The 21,568-nt window shown below is 72.5% G+C and carries 22 protein-coding genes and 1 tRNA gene; 12 read left to right on the top strand and 11 right to left on the bottom strand.

Going from position 1 to position 21,568, the window contains the following annotated elements:
- Position 1: 1 nt before the first annotated feature.
- A complete protein-coding gene (locus VG869_02025; GenBank protein ID HEV3449956.1) occupies positions 2 to 793 on the bottom strand; it encodes a peptidylprolyl isomerase in 792 nt (263 codons plus the stop codon).
- Between the two features lie 141 nt (positions 794 to 934).
- On the opposite strand from VG869_02025, the gene VG869_02030 reads away from it, so the two are divergent.
- The gene (locus VG869_02030) at positions 935 to 2,149 is read left to right on the top strand and encodes an aspartate kinase (protein HEV3449957.1); all 1,215 of its coding nucleotides are present in this window, start codon (positions 935 to 937) and stop codon (positions 2,147 to 2,149) included.
- Positions 2,150 to 2,151: 2 nt separating this feature from the next.
- Positions 2,152 to 3,183 carry an aspartate-semialdehyde dehydrogenase gene (locus VG869_02035; GenBank protein HEV3449958.1) on the top strand — a complete coding sequence of 344 codons (1,032 nt, stop codon included), beginning with the start codon at positions 2,152 to 2,154 and terminating at the stop codon, positions 3,181 to 3,183.
- A 79-nt stretch (positions 3,184 to 3,262) separates the two neighbouring features.
- Here the strand turns inward: VG869_02035 and VG869_02040 are convergent.
- The 4 genes from VG869_02040 to VG869_02055 all read right to left on the bottom strand — a co-directional run bounded on the left by VG869_02040 (position 3,263) and on the right by VG869_02055 (position 5,918).
- Positions 3,263 to 3,339 (bottom strand) — tRNA-Pro (locus VG869_02040).
- A 62-nt stretch (positions 3,340 to 3,401) separates the two neighbouring features.
- Positions 3,402 to 3,782 (bottom strand): response regulator, encoded by a 381-nt coding sequence (locus VG869_02045; protein ID HEV3449959.1) that lies wholly within the window; start codon positions 3,780 to 3,782, stop codon positions 3,402 to 3,404.
- Between the two features lie 10 nt (positions 3,783 to 3,792).
- Complete coding sequence (locus VG869_02050; GenBank protein HEV3449960.1) at positions 3,793 to 4,980, bottom strand: ArsA-related P-loop ATPase; 1,188 nt, start codon at positions 4,978 to 4,980, stop codon at positions 3,793 to 3,795.
- Positions 4,977 to 5,918, bottom strand: a complete 942-nt coding sequence (locus VG869_02055) for an ArsA-related P-loop ATPase (protein HEV3449961.1) — start codon at positions 5,916 to 5,918, stop codon at positions 4,977 to 4,979. Before VG869_02055 ends, VG869_02050 begins: the two co-directional genes overlap by 4 nt.
- 85 nt (positions 5,919 to 6,003) lie before the next feature.
- On the opposite strand from VG869_02055, the gene VG869_02060 reads away from it, so the two are divergent.
- Together VG869_02060 and VG869_02065 are read left to right on the top strand one after the other, a co-directional pair.
- A complete protein-coding gene (locus tag VG869_02060) occupies positions 6,004 to 7,428 on the top strand; it encodes an NfeD family protein (GenBank protein ID HEV3449962.1) in 1,425 nt (474 codons plus the stop codon).
- A gap of 151 nt (positions 7,429 to 7,579) precedes the next feature.
- The gene (locus VG869_02065) at positions 7,580 to 7,843 is read left to right on the top strand and encodes a WhiB family transcriptional regulator (GenBank protein HEV3449963.1); all 264 of its coding nucleotides are present in this window, start codon (positions 7,580 to 7,582) and stop codon (positions 7,841 to 7,843) included.
- On the opposite strand, the gene selB is transcribed toward VG869_02065, so the two are convergent.
- Together selB and selA are read right to left on the bottom strand one after the other, a co-directional pair.
- On the bottom strand, positions 7,844 to 9,637 hold the full coding sequence (gene selB, locus VG869_02070; protein HEV3449964.1) for a selenocysteine-specific translation elongation factor: 1,794 nt from the start codon (positions 9,635 to 9,637) through the stop codon (positions 7,844 to 7,846).
- On the bottom strand, positions 9,634 to 10,968 hold the full coding sequence (selA, locus tag VG869_02075) for an L-seryl-tRNA(Sec) selenium transferase (protein ID HEV3449965.1): 1,335 nt from the start codon (positions 10,966 to 10,968) through the stop codon (positions 9,634 to 9,636). Before selA ends, selB begins: the two co-directional genes overlap by 4 nt.
- 77 nt (positions 10,969 to 11,045) lie before the next feature.
- Between selA and VG869_02080 the strand changes: the two genes are divergently transcribed.
- Both VG869_02080 and VG869_02085 read left to right on the top strand, forming a co-directional pair.
- Positions 11,046 to 11,258, top strand: a complete 213-nt coding sequence (locus VG869_02080) for a hypothetical protein (protein ID HEV3449966.1) — start codon at positions 11,046 to 11,048, stop codon at positions 11,256 to 11,258.
- Positions 11,258 to 12,100, top strand: a complete 843-nt coding sequence (locus VG869_02085; protein ID HEV3449967.1) for an MBL fold metallo-hydrolase — start codon at positions 11,258 to 11,260, stop codon at positions 12,098 to 12,100. Before VG869_02080 ends, VG869_02085 begins: the two co-directional genes overlap by 1 nt.
- A gap of 3 nt (positions 12,101 to 12,103) precedes the next feature.
- On the opposite strand, the gene VG869_02090 is transcribed toward VG869_02085, so the two are convergent.
- The gene (locus tag VG869_02090) at positions 12,104 to 13,303 is read right to left on the bottom strand and encodes an Mrp/NBP35 family ATP-binding protein (protein ID HEV3449968.1); all 1,200 of its coding nucleotides are present in this window, start codon (positions 13,301 to 13,303) and stop codon (positions 12,104 to 12,106) included.
- A 58-nt stretch (positions 13,304 to 13,361) separates the two neighbouring features.
- Here VG869_02090 and VG869_02095 point away from each other — a divergent pair, with 58 nt between their 5' ends.
- From VG869_02095 to VG869_02105, 3 genes are all read left to right on the top strand, one after another.
- Positions 13,362 to 14,036, top strand: coding sequence for a helix-turn-helix domain-containing protein (locus VG869_02095; GenBank protein ID HEV3449969.1), 675 nt, complete (start codon positions 13,362 to 13,364; stop codon positions 14,034 to 14,036).
- Between the two features lie 21 nt (positions 14,037 to 14,057).
- A complete protein-coding gene (erpA, locus tag VG869_02100; GenBank protein HEV3449970.1) occupies positions 14,058 to 14,414 on the top strand; it encodes an iron-sulfur cluster insertion protein ErpA in 357 nt (118 codons plus the stop codon).
- Positions 14,415 to 14,614: 200 nt separating this feature from the next.
- A complete protein-coding gene (locus VG869_02105) occupies positions 14,615 to 15,058 on the top strand; it encodes a hypothetical protein (GenBank protein ID HEV3449971.1) in 444 nt (147 codons plus the stop codon).
- A 61-nt stretch (positions 15,059 to 15,119) separates the two neighbouring features.
- Here VG869_02105 and VG869_02110 read toward each other — a convergent pair whose 3' ends face one another.
- A complete protein-coding gene (locus tag VG869_02110; GenBank protein ID HEV3449972.1) occupies positions 15,120 to 15,863 on the bottom strand; it encodes a hypothetical protein in 744 nt (247 codons plus the stop codon).
- A gap of 140 nt (positions 15,864 to 16,003) precedes the next feature.
- On the opposite strand from VG869_02110, the gene VG869_02115 reads away from it, so the two are divergent.
- Positions 16,004 to 17,713 (top strand): 2Fe-2S iron-sulfur cluster-binding protein, encoded by a 1,710-nt coding sequence (locus tag VG869_02115; GenBank protein HEV3449973.1) that lies wholly within the window; start codon positions 16,004 to 16,006, stop codon positions 17,711 to 17,713.
- Positions 17,714 to 17,750: 37 nt separating this feature from the next.
- Positions 17,751 to 17,891 (top strand): hypothetical protein, encoded by a 141-nt coding sequence (locus tag VG869_02120; GenBank protein HEV3449974.1) that lies wholly within the window; start codon positions 17,751 to 17,753, stop codon positions 17,889 to 17,891.
- Positions 17,892 to 17,900: 9 nt separating this feature from the next.
- Here VG869_02120 and VG869_02125 read toward each other — a convergent pair whose 3' ends face one another.
- Entirely contained in the window at positions 17,901 to 18,590 is a 690-nt protein-coding gene (locus tag VG869_02125) for a response regulator transcription factor (protein HEV3449975.1), read from the bottom strand.
- 5 nt (positions 18,591 to 18,595) lie between these two features.
- Entirely contained in the window at positions 18,596 to 19,921 is a 1,326-nt protein-coding gene (locus VG869_02130; protein HEV3449976.1) for a glutamine synthetase family protein, read from the bottom strand.
- Positions 19,922 to 20,110: 189 nt separating this feature from the next.
- Here VG869_02130 and glnA point away from each other — a divergent pair, with 189 nt between their 5' ends.
- On the top strand, positions 20,111 to 21,547 hold the full coding sequence (gene glnA / locus VG869_02135; GenBank protein HEV3449977.1) for a type I glutamate--ammonia ligase: 1,437 nt from the start codon (positions 20,111 to 20,113) through the stop codon (positions 21,545 to 21,547).
- The last annotated feature ends 21 nt before the right edge of the window (positions 21,548 to 21,568 follow it).

Raw genomic sequence — 21,568 nt, forward strand, 5'->3', positions numbered from 1 at the left:
GCTAGCTGCTCGGCGGCGGGGCGCCGCCCGTCGTGATCCGGACCGCCTTGATCACGACCGGCGTCGTCGGCGGTCCGTCCCCGCTCGCGGGCGCGAACGACTCGATCTTCTTCGCCACCGCGAGCCCCTTCGTGACCCGGCCGATGACGGCGTAGCTGGCGGGGAGCGCCGCCCCCTGCGCGCCGGTCACGATGAAGAACTGCGAGTCGGCGCTCCCCGCCGGCGCCGCACTGGACTTGGCGAAGGCGACCGTGCCGACCGGGTAGGTCGGGCGGCCGGCCTGGGTCGTGGGCGTCTCGGCCTGGATCGTGTATCCCGGCCCGTTGTTCGCGGTCTGGTTGGTCTGGTCGGGGCTGCCGGCCTGCACGACGAAGCCCTTGACGGCCCGGACGAACGCCAGGTTGTCGTAGAAGCCCTGGTTGGCGAGGGCAACGAAGTTGTTCACCGCCTTCGGGTACTGCTGGGTGTCGAGGGCCAGCTGGATCGTGCCGCAGGTGGTCCGGACGGAGGCCTGGTAGGTGACATTGGTGCTGACGCCGAGCGTGGGGGCGCTCAGGTGTGTCGCCTTGGGCGGCGGCCTGCTGGCGCTCTGGCAGGTGACGGCGCCGGCGGAGCTCGAGCCACCCCCGCCGCTCACCGCGAGCACGACGAGCACGACGACGACGGGCACACCGAGGATCGCGAAGCGTCGCCCCGTCCGCATGGTGCGCCGTCGCTTGGCTGCCCGCTCCTCGTACTCGCGGCGGGCCTCGCGGTTCAGGCGCTGGCGCTCGCGCTTCGACGCCTTCGACACGGTGGCGCAGTCTAGGGAAGGCGATTCGACGGTCGCTCGGCGGCCGCGGCGGTCGACCGACGGCGACCACGTCGCCGGGTGATCGATCGGCGGAGGAACCCTCAGCGTCTCGGCCGGGGGCCGCCGGTACGATCGGAGGTCGTGAGCCTCGTCGTGCAGAAGTACGGGGGCACCTCGGTCGCAGACCCCGCCCGCATCAAGGCCGTCGCTGACCACATCGTGGCGACTCGGCAGGCGGGCTCCGAGGTCCTGGTCGTTGTGTCAGCGATGGGTTCGACGACCGACGAGCTTGAGCGGCTCGCGATGGAGGTCTCGGCGACACCATCGGCCCGCGAGCTCGACATGCTGCTCACGGCGGGCGAGCGGATCTCCATCGCGTTGCTGTGCATGGCGATCATCGACCGCGGCGAGCACGCCGTGAGCTTCACCGGCTCCCAGGCCGGGATCCTGACCGACACTTCGCACGGACGAGCCAAGATCGTCGAAGTGCGGGCGGAGCGACTGCGGGACGCGCTCGCCTCCGGCTCCATCGCGGTCGTCGCCGGGTTCCAGGGGGTCTCGACGACCTCGGACATCACGACCCTGGGCCGGGGCGGCTCGGACACGACCGCGGTCGCGCTCGCCGCCGCGCTCGACGCCGAGATGTGCGAGATCTACACGGACGTCGCCGGCGTCTACACCGCGGACCCCCGCCTCGTGCCCGAGGCTCGTCGGCTGGGCCGGGTGTCGTACGAGGAGATGCTCGACCTGGCGGCCACCGGTGGCCGGGTGCTGACGCTGCGCTCGGTCGAGTTCGCCCGCAACTACCACGTGCCGGTGCACGTCCGGTCCAGTTTCACGTGGGAGGCAGGGACGTGGGTCGGTGAGGAGGACTCTATGGAGCAGGCGATCATCTCGGGCGTGACCCACGACGTCTCCGAGGCGAAGGTGACGATCACGCGTGTGCCTGATCGCCCGGGTGTGGCCGCCAAGCTGTTCCGCACGCTGGCCGACGAATCCGTGAACGTCGACATGATCGTGCAGAACGTGTCGAGCGCCGGTCACACCGACATCTCGTTCACCGTCCCCCGCGAGGACCTGACGCGGGCGACGAAGGTCATGGACACGATCGTCGACGACCTCGAGGCGGCGGGTGTGACCCACGACGCCGACATCGGCCGGGTCTCGCTGGTGGGTGCCGGCATGAAGACCCACCCCGGGGTCGCCGCGGAGATGTTCGAGGTCCTAGCCAAGGAGGGCATCAACATCGAGATGATCTCGACGTCGTCGATCCGGATCTCCTGTGTTGTCGCGGCCCGCGACGTGGAGCCAGCCGTGCGTGCGCTCCACGCAGCCTTCGGGCTGGAGCGAGGCTGACGATGCGCGTCGGTGTCGTCGGCGCGACTGGGCTCGTGGGCACGGAGGTGCTGCGCGTGCTCGAGGAGCGGTCGTTTCCGGTCACCGAGCTGCGCGCCTACGCATCCCCTCGCTCGGAGGGTCGTCGTTTGTCGTTCGCCGGCCGCGAGGTCGTCTGCGAGCGACTGCGGGACGACTGCTTCGAGGGTTTGGAGCTCGTGATCGTCGACGTCGACGAGCCCCTCGCCGCCGAGTGGGCGCCTCGGGCGGTGGCGGCCGGGGCCCGGGTGATCGACAAGTCGTCGGCCTTCCGCATGGATCCTGCGGTGCCGCTCGTCGTGGCCGAAGTCAATCCCCACGACCTGGTCGACGCGGCCCAGGGGATCGTGTCGTGCCCGAACTGCACGACGATGGTGCTCGTGATGGCCCTCGCCCCGCTGCACCACGCCGCGGGGATCGAGCGCCTCGTCGTGTCGACCTACCAGTCGGTGTCGGGAGCCGGGCAGGCCGGCGTGCGCGAGCTCGCCGAGCAATGGACGAAGGGCGCTGGCCAGGAGGACGCGCTGCGCCGGGCCGGCGCCTCCCCAGACGGACTCGAGCCTGGCGACCTCTGGCCGGTGCCGATCGCCGGCAACGTCATCCCTCTCGCCGGCCGGCGGCAAGAAGGTGGCTACACGTCCGAGGAGTGGAAGCTCGTCCGGGAGAGCCGCAAGATCCTCCACGCGCCGGAGCTGCAGGTGAGCGCGACCTGCGTCCGGGTGCCGGTCTACGTCGGGCACTCGATGAGCGCCAACGTCCAGTTCTCTCGCGCGTTGCCGCGTGCCGAGGCCGCGGCGGTGTTGGACCGGGCTCCGGGCGTGAGGCTCGCGGCCGACGGCGACGGCGCGCCGACCCCGCTCGACGCTGCCGGCATCGACCCAGTGCTGGTCGGGCGCCTTCGCGAGGACCCGTCCCAGGATCGGACGCTCGATCTGTGGGTGACCGGCGACAACCTCCGCAAGGGCGCGGCGCTGAACGGCGTGCAGATCGCCGAGCTCCTGCTCGACCGCCGCTAGCAGCCAGGCCGGCGCTCAACGCGTCGTGACCGTCCGGACGGGTGATCCACGGCGGAGTCGCGGTTCAGCAGGGCTGGGGTGGTCGGGCTGCCGGGACTTGAACCCGGGACCTCTTCGTCCCGAACGAAGCGCGCTACCAAACTGCGCCACAGCCCGTGGCGGGCCGAGTGTAGCGGCCGCCCCGTTTGGCTCTTCGAGCGAGTTCAGCCTCGCCGGCCTCACGCGTTCGTTCGCCGCGCCAGGATGCGCTTCACGGCGCGGCGGAGCGTGCCCGCGTCGATCGGCTTCACGAGCTCGCCGTCGGCGTCTGCACGCTTGGCGAGGAAGCGATCGTGCTCCCGATCGAGGAGCAACAGGATCGGGACCTCCGGCACGCGTCCCGCCGACGCCTCGAGTCGGAGGTCGATCGCGACCGCGATCCCGCCCATGTTGCCGATCTGCAAGTCGCAGATCACGAGGTCGGGATGGCGCTCGGCGACGAGGTCGCGGACGTCCTGGCCCCGATCGACCTCGATCACCTCTTGATCGGCGCCCGCGAGCGCGTTGCGCACTTGGTTTCGGATCCAAGCGCCATCGGCGGCGACGAGGATGGTCGTCACGACCGAGACGTTACCGATCGCCCGGCGGGTCGGGCGATCGACTCGGGACGTCGCTCGGCGCCTCCGATGCCCCGGGTCCGTCGAAGAGCTGCGCCGCGACGGCGTCGAGGGCATGAAAGTCGACGACGTCGTGCGCGAGGGAGGCCACGTAGGCGACGGTCGTGGCCCCGATGCGGGTGCCCACGTCGGCGAGCTGGTGCCGCTCCCGCTGGCCAAGCGCGGCGTAGTCAGCGAGGTTCTCGTAGCGCCGGGCGAGGCGCGTGGCCGCGTCGCCGTCGGCGTGACGTAGATCGTCGGCACGGGCTCGCAGGCCGTCCACCGGGCCCTCGACGCCGAAGTCGGGGTGGACACGGTTGACGACGAGGGCGGTCACCTCCAGGTGCGAGGCCCGCAGCCGCCCGGCGAAGTACTCGGCCTCGTCGACGGCGTCTCGCCGGGGGGAGGTGATGAGAACGAAGCCGGTCGTCGGCGCGCTCAGCAGCGCGGCGACACGGGTCGCCCGGTCCCGAAAGCCTTGCTCCATGCCCTCGAAGGCCCGGAAGAAGGCGACGATGTCGTCGAGCACCTCGGCACCGATCACCTTCCCGATCGTCCGCAAGAAGCGCTGCACCGCGGCGCTCGCAACCCGCACGTAGGCACGCGTCGGCATCATGAGGAGGCGGAAGATCCGATTGTCCAAGAGCCGCAGGAGACGCTGCGGGGCGTCGAGGAAGTCGAGGGCGTGGCGCGAGGGGGGCGTGTCCACGACGATGAGGTCGTAGCCGCCGTCCTCGTGCAGCTCGTGCAGCTTCTCCATCGCCATGTACTCCTGCGTGCCGGACAGGGCACCGGCGATGTTTCGGTAGAAGCGGTTGTTCAGGATCCGCGCCGCCTGCTCCTCGTCCTGTGCGTAGCGGCGGACCAGCCCGTCGAAGGTGGCGCGGGTGTCGAGCATGAGCGCCGACAGCCGTCCCCCGCCCGGCGCCTCAGCGACGGCCCAGCGCTCGCGCGTGATCTCGTGCGCGCTGTCGCCGAGGTCGGCGAGCCCGAGCGTGTCCGCGAGGCGTTTGGCTGGGTCGATCGTCACCACGACCGCGTCACGGCCGCGGCGCGCCGCCGAGAGCGCGAGCACGGCCGCCGCCGTCGTCTTCCCGACGCCACCGGTGCCACAGCACACGACGACGTGGCCGCGAGTGACGAGATCGTCGAGCGAGCTCACACGGACTCCGGGAGGGCGGCGATCTCAGCCGCCAGCGCGTCGGCGAGGATGGCGACACTTTCGGGCCCGATCTCCCCGAAGAGGAACGGCAGGTGCAGCTGCGGCAGCGGCAGCCGGCGAGCCAGGCGACTGGCCTGCTCCTGGGCGAGCGCGTGGCGCTCGGCTCGGAACGACGCCGCCGCGTCCAGCGCCGCCGCCTCGTGCGGTGTGAGCGTGAGCCCGGCTGTCGCCGCGTCGCGGTCGGCGGTGACGCCGTCCATGTGGAGGCTTTCCGGCAGCTGGTTCACGACGACCGGGCCCAGCTTGACGCCCACCCGGTCCTCGAGCGCGAAGGCGGTGTCCACGAGCTCGTTGACCGGAGTCTCCTCGGGCAGCGCGACGAGCAGGACTCGACACCGGGTCGGGTCCTGCAGCATCGCGATCACGTCCTCGGCCTGCGATCGGACCGGTCCCACCCGTACGGCGTCGAGCAGGCCTCGAGGAGACAGGAGGAACGTGACGGCATGGCCGGCGGCGGGCGCGTCGATCACGATGAGTTCCGCGGCCTCGGCCCGCTCGAGCTGTTTGATCTTCCCGAGCACGAGAATGTCCTTCATGCCCGGCACCGCAGTGGCGACCACGTCCAGCGCGCCGGACCGCGCGAGTCGACGCGAGACGCGGCGCAGGCCGCGCTCCTCGAGGTACTCGACGAGGGCCTCGTCGGGGGCGAGTGTGCGGGCCCGCAGCCCGTCGCCGAGCTCCTGCTCGGCGTAGGTGAGGTCCGCGCTCCCGAACGCGGCCGCGAGCCCCGATTTGCCTTCGACCTCGACGATCAGCACGCTGACACCGGCGCGCGCGGCGGCCGTGGCTAGCGCCGCGGTCACGGTCGTCTTGCCCACGCCACCCTTGCCGGCCACGATCACGACGCGGGAGGCGGAGCAGAACTGCTCCACATTCATGCTCGACTCCGCACTGCCGCCCTCCGTGCTCGACGGTCATGCTACGAGAGGCATCGACGGGCGCGGCCCTCGACGAGTCGCAATCGTGCTGGTGGTGCTGGGCGCGCTCGCGCTCGGCGGCCTCGGCGCCGACACCGCCGCGGGTCTGACGGACGCGCCGCGCGCCACGGGGCCGTCGTCGGCCGTGCGCGCCCCTGCCGGGCGTCGCGGGATCGCGGTGGTGCAGCTCCAAGGCTTCCTCGACCCTCCCGTCGTCGCCCTCGCCCGTCGCGCCGTGGCCGATGCCAACGCATCGCGTTCGACCCTGCTGTTGATGCAGCTCAACTCGCGGGGCCCGCTCGCGAGCGACCTGGCGCCCTTACTGCGCGCCGTGCGACGGTCGCGCGTCCCCGTCGTGGTGTGGGTCGGCCCGTCGGGGGCGCACGCCGAGGGCGGGGCCGCGCTGCTCGCCGAGGCGGCGCCGGTGCTGTTCGTCTCGCAGGGCTCCGATCTCGGGCCGGCCTCGCCGGAGCGTCTCGACGAGCCGCACGCCCGCGCCCCGGCGGCGACGGCCGCCGAGCTCCGCACCCTCGCCGACAGCAACGGACGGGACGGCGGGCGAGCCGCCGGCCTGGCCCGAGCTCGGCTTGGTGCGGGCGCCGCCAGTCGGGCTCGCGTGACGAGCGGGGTCCGGCCGACGCTCGGGGAGGTCATCGTCACCCTCGACGGCCAGACCGTGCGCACCGGGGCCGGCCCGGACCGCCTGTCGACCGCACGGGTCATCGGCACCGGCCGGGGCCGGCGCCGACAGCCGAACCAGGACGTCGTCTTCTCCAGCCTCAGCCTCGGCGCCCGGATCCAGCACACCCTGATCAATCCCCGGGTGGCGTACCTGCTGCTCGTCGCCGGCGCAGCGCTCCTCGTGTTCGAGTTCTTCGCGGCCAGCGTCGGGTTCGCCGCCGCCGTCGGGGCCATCGCCGTGCTCGGCGCCGCCTACGGCTCCTCGCACCTCCCGGTGGCGTGGTGGGCCGCGGCGCTGCTCGGGCTCGGAGTGACCGCGCTCGCCGTCGACGTCCAGGCCGGTGGGGTGGGCTTCTGGACCGCGACCGGCACCGCCGCGCTGATCGGCGGCTCAGTCACCTTCGTCGGGGGGTCCACCCGGCTCCACGTTCCGTGGTGGGAGGTGCTGCTCGTGGTGACTGCGACACTCGTGTTGTTTGTGGGGGCCCTGCCGGCGTTTGTGCGCTCACGGTTCTCGACCCCCACCGTTGGGCGGGAGGGTCTGGTCGGCGAGGTCGGCCGGGCCGAGGTGGCGGTGGATCCGGACGGCGTCGTCACCATCCGAGGCAGTCGCTGGCGGGCCCGCACCAACAGGGCCACCCCGATCGACGCCGGCGCCAGCGTGCGGGTCGTTGCGGTCGACGGCCTCGTCCTGGAGGTCGAGCCCGAGAGCGGCGGGGCTCGCGACTATCGGGAGCGGGCCCGGCGCCGCCGCGGCGACGGCGCCGACAGCCCGGAGCCGGCCCGCTGACCGCGGCCGACCTCGCTGCTCTCCTCTCTCTTGTGTCTTGTCGCCCCTTTCTCGGTCGCCTCGCTTCCGGTCCGCTCCTCTTTCCTGTCCCGCGCGGCGGCGGTAGGGTCCGCGCGCTGGGCCCCCGAGGGGGCCGGCGAGGAGGGGGAGGGTGGCGCGGTTCGGCGTCGACGAGCCCTGGCAGCGCCAGGCCAGTTGTCGGGGCCCGGAGTCGGTGCTCTTCTACCCGCCCGCGGCGGCCGAGCCCCGTCCCGAGCGGGACGCCCGGGAGCGGCGAGCGAAGGCGATCTGTGCCACCTGCCCCGTCCGGTCGCCGTGCCTGACCTTCGCCCTCGACACCCGCGAGCCACACGGGATCTGGGGTGGCCTCAACGAGGCTGAACGCCAGGCTCTCCTGGAGCGGCGGGCGGGGTAGTCAGCGGGCGAGACCGCTGGCCGGACCCGGGATCCGCTCGTCGCCGCGCCGGCGAGTCACGCCCTGCCGGTCGAGCCAGCCGCAGATCGGCACGACGAACTTGCGGGTCGAGCCGAGCAGGTCCCGGATGTCCGCCACCGTCAGCCGACCCCGCCGCCGCAGCGCGTCGACGACGGTCCGGCGGGCGGCGTCGAGCGCACCCGCCGCCAGCACGACCCCGTCGACGTCAACGAGCGCTCCCTCGCGCACGAGCGCCCGCACCAACGCCGGGTCTCCAGCCTCCGACGGGCTCGGCGGGGCGAACGGGGCCGCCTCGAACGCGGCGAGGATGCGCTGACCCGCCGGCGAGGCCGCCGCCGACCCGGCGTGGCTGCGGTCCCGCACCGTCCCGCGGTCGACGACCAGGTCGGGGTCGTCGGCGAGCGCGGCGCGCAGCTGCGGCGGCGTCACCTGGAGCACCGCCGCCAGGCCCGCCAGGTCGAGCCCGCGCTCCTGCGGATGGGCCCGGTGGCGCTCCTGGACCCGCTGGTGCGCCTCCCGCTGGAGCGCCGCCAGGGCCTTCGTCTCGACGAGCCATCCCGCCCGGCGGCTGGCGAGGCCCCGCGCCACGAGGTCGTCGGCCAGCGTCTCGGTCTCAGCCGGCGACAGCCCGCCGGCCCGGGCCATACCGTCGGGGGTCAGCCACGGCGAGGCCGCGAGGAGGCGTTCCCCGAGGGGCAGGGCCAGCCGAGCGGGAGCGTCCTTGGACCGACGGGCCGGCAGCACGTCCACGACCTCGGCGCCGGCCACCGTCCGACGGCGGCCGAGGTCGCGCAGGACGAGCCGGTCACCCGGCGCGAGGGGGAGCGCGACCTCGAGGCGCAGCCGGCCGAGACGGCCGGCCGGGTCCAGGGGCCGGTAGGACGCTCGATGCTCACCCGATCCCACGGCGGCGTGGAGCCGGCGTCGACGCGTCGTCTCGTCGGCCATGAGCGGCGTCATGGCAACGTCCACGACGGTGGGCGTGGCCCACTGGCCGGGTCGGACGACGGCGTCACCTCGTCGGAGGTCGCGGTGCTCGACGCCGGCCAGGTTCAGCGCGACCCGGGCCCCGGGCCCGACGTGGTCGAGACGCCGGCCGGCGGACTCCACGGCGCGGATCCGCGCCCGGTGCGCGCCGGCCTGCACGTCCTCGTCGACCGCGAGCGCGCCGCCGGTGAGCGTCCCCGTGACGACGGTCCCGGCCCCCCGTGCCGCGAACACCCGGTCCACCCAGAGGCGCGGCCGCCCGACGTCTCTCGGCGGGGGCGCGGTGGCCAGCACGGCGTCGAGGGTCGCGCGCACCTCGTCGAGGCCTCGCTGCGAGATCGAGTCGCACACCACCACCGGCGCGTGCGCCAGCGGCGAGCTGGCGAAGCGCTCCTCGACCTCGAGCTGGGCGACGACCAGGGTCTCGGCGTCCACCGCGTCGGCCTTGGTGATCGCCACCATCCCGGCCTGGACGCCGAGCAGCTGGAGGATTCGGAGGTGCTCCTCGCTCTGGGGCATCCAGCCTTCGCTGGCCGCGACGACGAACAGGGCCACCTCGACCGCGCCGACGCCGGCGAGCATGTTCTTGATGAACCGAACGTGTCCGGGCACGTCGACGAACCCGACCTCGGTGCCCGACGGCAGGGTCGTGAAGGCGAAGCCGAGGTCGATGGTGAGCCCGCGGGCCTTCTCCTCGGCGAGTCGATCGGGGTCGGTGCCCGTGAGGGCCAGGATCAGCGCCGACTTGCCGTGGTCGACGTGGCCGGCGGTGGCAACGGTCCTCACCGCTCGTCGACGACGGCCCGGAGGGCGGCGGCGAGACGGTCATCCTCGAGCGGATCGACGGTGCGCAGGTCACACACGAGCGCGTCCGCCTCGACGCGGGCGACGACGTCGTGGCGGCGCAGACGGCCCAGGGCGGCGTCGGGCGACGGCACGTCCAGCGCCAGCCCGATCGACGGGATCGTGAGGCCCGGCAGCGAGCCGCCGCCGGCCACCGCCTCCGTGTCGACGACCTTGGCTCCCGGGACGTCGGCGGCGAGCGCCTCCGCCCGCGCCCCGAGGGCGTCCAGGGAGACGGTGGCCATCCGCCACAGGGGGATCCGGGTGGCGTCCCCGTCGAGGTAGGCCATCGCCACCGCTTCGAGGGCGGCGAGCGTCACCTTGTCGGCGCGGACGGCCCGCGCGAGGGGATGACGGGCGATCGTGGCCACGAGGTCGGTCCGCCCGACGATGATCCCCGCCTGAGGGCCGCCGAGCAGCTTGTCGCCGGAGAACGTGACGAGCCCGGCGCCGGCGTCGAGGGTCTGGCGCACGCCGGGCTCGTCCCGCAGCCAGTCGGGCCGCCGGGCCAGCCACGGCGTCGTCTCGTCGAGCAGGCCCGATCCCGCATCCACCATCACCGGGGTGCCGAGCCCCGCCAACGCGGCCACCGGGGTCGACTCGGTGAAGCCGACGAGGCGGTAGTTCGAGGCGTGCACCTTCAGCACCAGCGCGGTGTCGGGACCGACGACGCCGGCGTAGTCGTCGAGGCGGGTGCGGTTGGTGGTGCCGACCTCGACCAGCCGGGCGCCCGATTCCGCCATGATCTCCGGCACGCGGAAGCCGCCCCCGATCTCGACCAGCTCGCCGCGCGACACGACCACCTCGCGGTCCCGGGCCAGCGCCCCGAGCGAGAGGAGGACGGCCGCGGCGTTGTTGTTCACGACCATGCCGGCTTGCGCACCGACGGCGCGCGCCAGGAGGCTGCCGGCGTGGTCGTGGCGCGAGCCGCGCCGGCCGGTTTCGAGCCGGAACTCCAGGTTCGAGTAGCCGCGAGCCACGAGCGCCGCGGCGGCGAGCGCGTCGTCGCCGATCGGGGCCCGCCCGAGGTTCGTGTGCAGGAGAACACCGGTGGCGTTGACGAGCGGTCGCAGGAGGCTCGCCGCGACGTGGTCGACACGGCGCCGAGCCTCCTCGACCACCTGACTCGGCTCGATGGCGGCACCGGCCTCGATCTGTCGGCGCGCCGCGTCGAGCGCCTCGCGGGCGCATTGCGCCAGCAGCCCGCGTGGGAGACCGTCGAGCTCCTCGAGCACGCGATCCACCGCGGGGAGCGCGCGCCGGGGGTCAGTCACGGCGCCAGCGTACGACGCTTGCGCCCGCTGGTCGCGTGGTTGTCGCGACGCGATTCGTGCGCCCGTACAATGTGCTGGTGCAGCACCGCGAAAGAGGCACGGATCTGCCGATGGCGACGGGTGGTCTCGCGCGCGCCGCGGCCGCCCGGCCGGCTTCGACCCGGCGGCGCGGGGTCGTCGCCGCCGACACCGAGTCTCGGGTGGCTGCCCGGCGGCGCGAACGGCCTCTGTCGCCCGCAGCCGTCGCCGGCCTGGTGGGCCTGGCCCTGCGACCGAAGCTGGGCCGCTGATGCCCGACCTCACGCCCGGCGTCCCGAGCGCGCTGTCTCCCCTCGTTCGACGAGTCGTGGCGCCGAACCCCGGCCCGTTCACCGGAGCGGGCACGAACACCTACCTCGTCGGGATCGACGAGGTCGCGGTCATCGACCCCGGGCCCGACGTGAAGTCACACATCGACGCCATCGTGGGGGCCTCCATGCGGGAGCGCGTCCGCTGGGTCGTCCTCACCCACACCCACCCCGACCACTGGCCGGGGACGGCGAGGCTCGTGAAGGCGACCGGCGCCGAGGTCCTGGCCTTCGGCAAGCATCGTGACAAGGACGCGGACGTGGTGCCGGACCGTCTCATCGGCGAGGGCGACACCATCGAGGGCAGCGAGTGGGGCTTGGACGTCCTCCACACCCCGGGCCACGCGCCGAACCACCTGTGCTTCCTCCTCGAGGAGGAGCGGGTCCTGTTCACGGGTGACACGGTCCTGGACGGCATGTACTCGGTCGTCAACCCCGCCCGCGGAGGGGACATGGGCGTGTACGTGCAGACCCTCGAGCGGCTGCGGCGGCTCCGACTGTCGAGGATCTGCCCGGGTCACGGCGACGTGATCGACGAGCCGAAGCCGCGGCTCGACGACTACCTGACGCACCGGCGCCAGCGCGGCCAGCAGATTCTGCGGCTGGTGCGCAAGCGCGACGGGGTCCGGGTCCGGGAGATCGTCGACGCGCTCTACGGCCGGGACGGCCTGCCGCCCGAGCTCATCGAGGCCGCGGGCTGGCAAGTGCACGCCCACCTGCTCGAGCTCAAGGCGGACGGGAAGGTCGTGGGCACCAGCGCGAAGGCGGCGTGGAAGGCCGCCTGAGGGTCAGCTGGCGCCGCGGCTCGCGAGCTCGAAGATGCGGGCCGTGCAGCCGCTCATCTCCACCGGCGGCAGCAGCTCCGTCGCCAGCCGGGTGGCGAGGGCTCGGAACGCCGCGCCGGCCGGTCCGTCGGGGCCGCGTCGCGCCACCGGGTCGCCGGCGTCCCCGCCCGCCGACACCGCGGGCTCGAGCGGGATCTGCGCGACCAGCGGCGCGCCGACGGCGTGGGCCAGGGTCTCGCCACCGCCTTCTCCGAACACGGGGTAGCGCTCGCCGTTCGGGGCGACGAAGGCGCTCATGTTCTCGACGACGCCGAGCACCTTCAGGAAGGAGCGGTGGGCCATGTCCGCGACGCGCGCCGCGACCGTCTGGGCCGCCAGCGCGGGTGTGGTGACGACGAGCAGCTCGGTCTGGGGCAGCATGCGGGCCAGCCCCATCTGGATGTCGCCGGTGCCCGGCGGCATGTCGACGAGCAGGTAGTCGAGGTCGCCCCACCGGACGTCGTGCAGGAACTGCTCGACCGCCTTCGTGAGGATGAGGCCTCGCCACATGAGGGCGGTCTGCGCGTCGTCGACGAGGAAGCCCATCGACACGACCTTCAGACTCCCGGGCGGGCCGTGGGGCTCGAGCTGGTTGGGCACGACGACCGCGTGCGGGTGGATCTTGCCCTCCTCGCCGCTGAGGCGACCCTCGATCCCGAGCATGCGCGGGACGCTGAAGCCCCAGATGTCGGCGTCGAGCACCCCGACGGTCAGCCCTCGGGCCGCCAGCGCGAGGGCGAGGTTCACGGTGACGGTGGACTTGCCGACGCCCCCCTTCCCGCTCGCGACGGCCACGACCCGCGCCGACGCCGGCACCTCGGTCGGCTCGGCCTCCTCGCGAGCGTTCCATCGGGCCCGCTGCATGGCCGCGGACTTCTGCGGTGCCGTCATCTCGCTGTACTCGACGCGGACGTCGGTGACGCCGGGCAGACCCCGGACCTTCGATTCGACGTCGGCCTTGATCTGGGTGCGCAGCGGGCAGCCGGCGGTCGTCAGCGCCACCTTCACCGTCACGGCCCCGCCGTCGTCGACCCCGATGTCGTCGACCATCCCGAGGTCCACGATGCTCGCGTGCAGCTCAGGGTCCGAGACGCCGGCGAGGATGCGACGGACGTCGTCCGGCGACGGGGCGCCAGCAGAACCAGGGGCAGGGGGTGGGCTCATCACGGAATAAAACCAGTCTCCCTTGAAAATATGCCCCACGCGGGGTACCGTCAAGCCTGTGATCGACCTGGGCGTCCTGAAGGCCTTGGCCGACGAGACCCGGTACGCCGTCTACCGGGAGCTGGCGTCGTCGCCCGCCGCCCTGTCGGCCCCCGAGCTCGCCGATCGCCTCGGGGTCCACGCCAACACGGTCCGGCTCCACCTCGAACGGCTCCGCGACGCCGGCCTCGTGGACGCCGAGGCCGTGCACCGGGGGACGGTCGGCCGGCCCCAGCACCTGTACTTCCTCGCTCCGGGCGCGCCGAGCCTCGGCTTCGACCCGCCGGCGCACGCGCTGCTCGCCGGCCTCCTCGCCGCGCTGGCCGAGCGCGTCGGCGCCGACGTCGGCGACGCCGCCAGCACCGGCCGGGCCTGGGGTGCGGAGGCGGCGCATCGCACCAAGACCCGCTCGTGCGTGCGCGCCCTCGCGGCCGAGCTCGAGCGGCTCGGCTTCGAACCCGCCGTGGCACCCGGCGACGGCACGTCCGAGGGCGGGGTGCGGATCGACTTCCTGCACTGCCCGTTCCGCGAGCTCGCCGAGGCGTACCCGGAGCTGGTCTGCAACCTCCACCGAGGCCTGTGCGAAGGCCTCGTGGACGAGGTGGGCGGGGGAAGGGTGGAGGAGTTCGCCACGTTGTACGACCACGAGCCCTGCCACGTCACCGTTGACGCCGGCCGCCAAGACGACCGGTAGGCTGAGGGAGGAGGCGAAGCCATGTCGATGTTCCAGGTCACCGACGCCAGCCAGGTGTTCCAGCTCACCGACTCGGCCGCCGGAAAGGTCAAGACCCTCCTGGAGGCCGAGACCGGCGCCGAGCCGCTGGCGCTGCGCGTTGCGGTCCGCCCCGGCGGGTGCTCGGGCTACAGCTACGAGATGTTCTTTGACGGCGACATCGGGGACGATGACGTCCGCAGCGAGCACGCCGGCGTCCAGGTCGTGATCGACCCGGCGAGTTTCCAGCTCCTGAAGGGCGCGACCCTCGACTACAAGGACGGTCTGCAGGGCGCCGGGTTCGCGATCAGCAACCCCAACGCCGAGCGGTCCTGCGGCTGCGGGCAGTCCTTCTCGTAAGGACGACGCCCGGGTCGGTCGAGCGAGATCGGCCGACCACGTTCCTGATCGCGGGGTGAGCGCCGGTTGACGCGTCCAATCCTGTATCTGGCGACGTGATCGGGTTACGCTACGCGCAATCGCGTGATTCGTTGCCGAGCGTCCGCGCCGGCTTGAAGGGAGCGACGCCCATGTCATCGACCTGGCCGCCTGGCCCGCCCTTGGGTGGGCCATCGACACCGCCGAGTCCGCCTCCGCCCCGCCCCTGGGAGCCGCCGACGCCGACCCCGGCACCACCCTCCCCGGCCGCCTCGAAGCCGGCGAAGAAACGAGCCGCCAAGAAGCGGGTCGCCAAAAAGCGGGTCGCCAAGAAGCGGGTCGCCAAGAAGCGCGTCGCCAAGAAGCGGCCGGCCAAGCGCAAGGCCGTCGCCAAGAAGCGGCCGGCCAAGCGCAAGGCCACGAAGAAGACGGTCAAGCGGGCCACCGGCCGCAAAAAGGCCACGAAGCGCGCCGCGACCAAGCGCAAGACCACACGCAAGCCCGCGAAGCGCAAGGCCACGAAGAAGCGCAAGGCCACGAAGCGCACCGCGACCAAGCGCAAGACGGCGCGCAAGCCCGCGAAGCGCAAGGCTACGAAGAAGCGCAAGGCCACGAAGCGGCGCTAACGAGCGCCTTCACTGCTGTCGGGCCCACCGGTCAGCGCCGGTGGGCCCGGTCGCGTCCGGCCTAGGCGCCCGGTGCCACCAGCGACTCGAGCAGTGGTGTGATCTCGTCGCGGCCGAACGCGCTGTCGAGCCGACCCCGGATGGTGCCGCCGCCGTCGACCGTGAAGAACCACGGCTCGAACGGGATGTTCCACGCCTGCACCGTGGGCGCCAGCGTGGTGCCCGAGTTCGAGGTGTAGATCTCCACATGGACGAAAGTGACCCGGCTCTCGAAGGCGCCACGAGTGGTCAGGAGCTCGTTGAGCACGGGCCCGCAATAGCGGGTCTGGCACAGCGCCGGCGTCGCGAAGAGCACCGCCACCGGGCGGCCGGAGCCGATCACGTCCGCCAGCGAGACCGAGTGCAGCGGGCACATGGGCTGACGGGTGCAGATGGGGTTGACACCGAGCGGGTTCTGGGGCGTCGGGGATGGCGCCCGCGACGCGGCGCTGCCGACCGTCGGGGCGGCGGCGGTCGCCTTGACGTCCAGGGACATGGGGAGGCGGTGCTTGAGGGTCAGGACCTCGCCCGGGTAGACGCCGGGCCGGTCCAGGACCGCCTCGACGACGTACACGCCCCGGCCCTTCGGCAGGCCCGCGCTCATCTGGCGCGCCGGCACGATCTGGCCCTGCGCCGATCCGGGAGGCGCCAGCGCGAGCTGGGCGGGGGCGCCGGTGGCCGGCTTCGGGCCGCGGTACACGGCGAAGGCGACACGTTGGGGCGCCGGCGAGGCGTAGAGGTCGTTCGAAACCAGCAGCGCGCTCAACGCGCTCGATGTCTCAGGCTGCGTAGCGCCCGCCGTGCGGGGCCAGCCGACTGCGCCGGCTAGCGCGAGCGCGCCCGTGCTGGCGAGGAACGAGCGCCGGCTCGGGGTGTGCGCCATCGCTCCTATCCTGCCGTAGCGGGATGCCCGATCTGCAGCAGCTCGAGTTCGTCTGCAACGGGACTCGCCAGCGTGTGCCGGTCGCCGCCGGCGCCTCGCTGCTCGGGGTGCTCCGCGAGCAGTTGGGGCTTCGCTCGCTGAAGGACGGCTGTGCCCCCCAAGGGCAATGCGGCTGCTGCACCGTGCTCGTCGACGGTGACGCTCGGGTCGCGTGCGTCACCCCGGCGACCCGCGTCGCGGGCCGAAGGGTGACGACGCTCGAGGGGCTGGACCCGGCCCGCCGGTCGACGCTCGTCGACGCCTTCGTCGCCGCCGGCGCCTCCCAGTGCGGGTTCTGCACTCCTGGGATCCTGCTGCGAGCCGCCGCGCTCGTCGAGCGGGGCAAGACAGCTCCGAGCGACGTCGAGCGAGCCCTCAGCGCCCACCTCTGCCGGTGCACCGGGTGGCGCACCATCGTCGACGCGATCACCGGCGACGTCAGACCCGAGGCCGGCCGGCGCCTATCGGCCGCCACGACGCGGGCGACGCTCGAGGGCGACACCCCGCAGCGGGTCGGGCCGGACGTTCCCGCGGGCGGCGGCGGCTTCGCCGAGGACACCGCACCGGCGGACGCGCTCGTGGCCGTCCCGGTCCCACCGAGCTCGACCGTCGACGGCGTCGAGGCCGCCGGGCTGCGCTGGGTCGTCGCCGAGACGCTCGGCGACGCCCGGTCGCGGGCCGGCACCCCGCCCGGTCGGCGCAGCCCGCGCGCGGACGAATCGCCGCTCCCGCTCCCCGCTCCGGTGCCGGGCGGCGTCCGGCTCACCACCAGCTGGGTCGAGCCGGCCTACCTGGAGCCGGACGCGGCGTGGTGCGAGCCCGGCGGGGAGCCGGCGTCCCCGCTAGCGAACGGCGGCGCGTTCGGCGGCAAGACCACTTCGGCTGCGCCGGCGGCGGCGCGGGAGCTGAGCGACCGGCTCGGTCGTGCCGTTCGCGTCGTGTACTCGCGCGAGGACACCGTGCGCCTCGGACCGAAGCGACCCCCGATCGCGGCGACCGCGGTCGTCCGCGACGGTGCCGTCTTCATCGACGGCAGCTACGCGGCGGCGCCGTCCGCGTGGCCGCCGGCACCCGATGTCGTGACGCTCCCAGTGCGCGAGCACTGGGCGAGCGTGCCGTGTCCGGGCCCGCCGACCGACCCTGGCCTGCGCGCCTTCCCGCTCGCCGAGCGCACGGTGCTGCGGGAGGGCGCACTCGCGGCGGCCGGCGTCGACGGTGCGCGCTGCTGCGTCGGCGACCGAGTGGCCGGCGTCCGCCTCGCGACGGTCGCCGCCGCCCCCGAGGGCGGGCTTGCCGGCGCCCGAGTCGAGCTCGACGCCGCGGGTGGGCTGGCCCGGGTCGCGGTGCGCGTCGCCGGGGGTGACCCGCTCGACGAGGTCGTGCTGCGCTCCTTCTGCCTCGGGGCGACGCACATGGCCCTCGGCTGGGTCCTGACCGAGGGCATCGCCGTGGACCCTGAGCGCGGCGAGGTGCTGGACCTCACCATCCGGTCCTTCGGGATCCTGCGGGCGCGGGCGATGCCACCGGTCGACCTCGACGTCGTCGACGAGGCCGGGCCTCCGTGCCCGGTCAGCGGGGCGGTGTTCGCAGCGGTCGCGGCCGCGGCGTGGGAGGCGATCAGCGGCGCCGAGGGTCGGCGGCCCGAGGCCTTCCCCACGCGTGCGACCCGGGCCGCGCGCGCCGCCCGGGGCTAAGCGAGGCCGGACCCGTGCCGGGAGGTACCTTCGCGCCGTGCCCGGCGCCATCATCCTCGTGCTCGGGATGGTGCTCGCGGTGCCCGTCGGCGTGATGCTGGTCGGCGCCCTGTGGAGCGCGGTCTTCGGCTGGCTCGAGAGCAAGCAGGCGGACGCCCAGAGCCCCGACGGCGCCTGAGCGGCGCGGTCAGCCGCCCGCGAGTCCGCGGGTGTGCCCGAACCGGTAGCCCACGGACCGCACGGTCTGGATCCAGCCCGCGTGCTCCTCGCCGAGCTTCGCGCGCAGTCGCCGCACGTGGACGTCCACGGTGCGGGCACCGCCGTAGTACTCGTAGCCCCACACGCGCGACAGCAGCTGCTCCCGCGTGAAGACCTTCCCCGGGTGAGTGGCGAAGAACTTCAGCAGCTCGTACTCCATGTACGTGAGGTCGAGCGGCCGGTCGCCGAGTCCGGCCTGGTAGGTCTCGAGGTTCAGAACCAGGTCGCCGTACTCGACGATCTCGGGCCGCGCCCCCCGCCCCGTCCGCCAGAGGAGGTGCCGCAGCCGAGCCTCGAGCTCACGCGGGTGGAAGGGCGAGAGGCAGAAGTCGTCGAACAGGTCCTCGCGCAGCTCGAGCTCAGCCAGCTGGGCTCCCGAGGCGAGGAGCAGCACCGGCACGAGGTTCGCGTCGCGCCGGCACAGCGCTCGGCACATCCCGAACGCACCCTCTGGGTCCTCGTCGCACACCACGACCGCGCCCGCCCACCCCTCGCGGGGCTCGGCCTGCGTGGCTGCCGAGACGTTGACCGCCGCCTTCCACCGGTAGCCGGCGAGGTCGAGGGTCTGGACGAGCAGGGGCGGCGGTGGGTCCGGGAAGACCAGAAGCGGCTCGAGCATGTCCATCACAAGGTGCCGAGATACCGGCCGAGCTCGTACGGCGTGACTTGGGCCCGGTAATCATCCCACTCGGCCCGCTTGTTGCGCACGAAGTGCTCGAAGACGTGCTCGCCCAGCGCCTCGGCCACCAGCTCCGAGCGCTCCATCACGTCGACGGCCTCGCCGAGCGACTCGGGCAGCGCCGCGATGCCCTCGGCGGCGCGCTCCTCGGGTGTCAGCTCGAAGATGTTGTTCGTCGCCTCCGGCGGCAGGTCGTAGCCGTCCTCGACCCCCTGTAGCCCGGCCGCCAGCATCACCGAGAACGCGAGGTACGGGTTGCACGCGGGGTCCGGGGAGCGAAACTCGATTCTCGTCGAGCTCTCCTTGCCCGCCTTCGTGACTGGGACCCGAACCAGCGCCGACCGGTTGTTGCGCGCCCAACACACGTACACGGGCGCCTCGTAGCGCACGCTGAGGCGCTTGTACGAGTTCACCCACTGGTTCGTGACCGCGGTGATCTCCCGGGCGTGCTGCAGCAGGCCGGCGATGAAGCACTTGCCGACCTTCGACAGGCCGTGCTGGTCGCCGGGGTCGTGGAAGGCGTTCACGTCACCTTCGAAGAGCGACAGGTGCGTGTGCATCCCGGAGCCGAAGTCTCCAGCGATCGGCTTCGGCATGAAGGTGGCGTACACGCCGGCGTCGGCGGCGATCTTCTTCACGACGTGGCGAAACGTGATCACGTTGTCCGCCATCGTGAGCGCGTCGGTGTACCGCAGGTCGATCTCGTGCTGGCTGGGCCCGAGCTCGTGGTGGCTGTACTCGACCGGGATGCCCATGGCCTCCAGGCTCACGATGGCCTGCTTGCGCAGGTTCGAGACGCTCTCCACCTGGGTCAGATCGAAGAACCCGGCGTGGTCGAGCGGCTCCGGCGCGGTCTCGGACTGGAAGAAGAAGAACTCCATCTCGGGACCGGCATAGAACGTGAAGCCCTTCTCGCGGGCTCGCTCGAGGTTCCGCTTCAACACGAAGCGCGGGTCGCCCTCGAAGGGCTCGTTGGAGATCCGGTGCACGTCGCAGAACACACGCGCGGTCGGGGCGTCATCGCCGTGCCAGGGCACGATCTCGAACGTGTTGGCGTCCGGGAGCAGCAGCATGTCCGACTCCTGCACCCGGCTGTAGCCCTCGATCGCCGATCCGTCGAAGGTCATGCCCTCCTCGAGCGCGACCTCGAGCTCGGCCGGCGTGATCTCGAAGCTCTTCAGGAACCCCAGCACGTCGGTGAACCACAGCCGGACGAAGCGCACGCCCCGCTCCTCGACGGTCCGAAGGACGTAGTCGAGCTGGTGCTGCATGGGGCCAGTGTGGCAGGCCGTGCTGCGGGTCTCGCTCGCCGCGGCCGGGCCGAACCCCCTGTTCACACGGCGTTCACAGACGCGAATGGGAGCGGAAACAGCGGACGTGACAGCATCCCGCATCGGCTCGGCGAGCCGCGGTCGCGGACGGCCCGTGGGGTCGGCCGAATCTGAACGGAGGGTCAAGACGTGGAGAGCCGCACCCCGAAGGAGGTCCTCGACCTCGCCCGGAGCGCCGACGCGCAGTTCGTGGACCTGCGCTTCTGCGACCTGCCCGGCGTCATGCAGCACTTCTCGATGCCAATCCACGAGCTGACCGAGGACGGCTTCGAGGACGGCTACGGGTTCGACGGGTCATCGATCCGCGGCTTCCAGGAGATCCAGGAGTCCGACATGCTCCTGATCCCCGACGCGAACACCGCGGTCATCGACCCGTTTCGGGAGCATGTGACGCTGAACCTCAACTGTTTCGTGCGCGATCCGGTGACGGGAGAGTCGTACACGCGCGACCCGCGCTACGTGGCCCGCAAGGCCGAGGACTACCTCAAGAGCACCGGGCTCGCCGACACCGCGTACTTCGGGCCTGAGGCCGAGTTCTACATCTTCGACCAGGTCCGTTTCGATCAGACCCAGAACTCCGGCTACTACTTCATCGACTCGGTCGAGGGCGTCTGGGGCTCGGGGCGCGAGACGGAGCTCGACGGGACACCGAACCTCGGGTACAAGCCCCGCTACAAGGAGGGCTACTTCCCCGTCCCGCCGATGGACCAGCACCAGGACATCCGGGCCGAGATGATCGCGGTCCTGGAGTCCCTCGGCGTCGAGGTCGAGGTGCAGCACCACGAGGTCGGCACCGCCGGCCAAGCCGAGATCGACATGCGCTTCGACTCGCTGCTCCGCATGGCTGACAAGCTCATGCTCTACAAGTACGTCACGAAGAGCGTGGCCCGCACCCGGGGCAAGTCCGTCACGTTCATGCCGAAGCCGATCTTCATGGACAACGGGTCGGGGATGCACGTCCACCAGTCGCTGTGGAAGGGTGGCAGCCCCTTGTTCTTCGACGAGAAGGGCTACGGGAGCATCTCCGACATGGCCCGCTGGTACATCGGCGGCCTGCTCCAGCACGCCGCGGCGATCATCGCCTTCTCGAACCCGACGACGAACTCCTACAAGCGGCTGGTCCCCGGTTTCGAGGCCCCGGTGAACCTCGTGTACTCGCAGCGGAACCGATCCGCGGCGGTCCGGATCCCGCTGTACTCGAAGAGCCCGAAGGCCAAGCGGCTCGAGTTCCGCTGCCCCGACCCGGCTTGCAACCCTTACCTCGCGTTCGCGGCCATGCTGATGGCCGGGATCGACGGGGTGCAGAACAAGGTGGAACCGCCGAACCCGGTCGACCGCGACCTCTACGACCTGGCGCCGGAGGAGCTGGCCCAGGTGCCGCAGGTCCCGGCCTCGCTCGACGAGGCGCTGGCGGCGCTCGAGGCCGACCAGGACTTCCTGCTTGCCGGTGGGGTCTTCACGCCCGACGTGATCGAGACGTGGGTGGGCTACAAGCGCGAGAACGAGATCGACTCGATCCGCCTGCGCCCGCACCCGTATGAGTTCTACATGTACTACGACATCTGATCGGGCCGGCCGAGCTCGTCG

This window comes from Acidimicrobiia bacterium (genome assembly GCA_035948415.1).
In the GTDB taxonomy this organism is placed as follows: Bacteria; Actinomycetota; Acidimicrobiia; order IMCC26256; family PALSA-555; genus PALSA-555.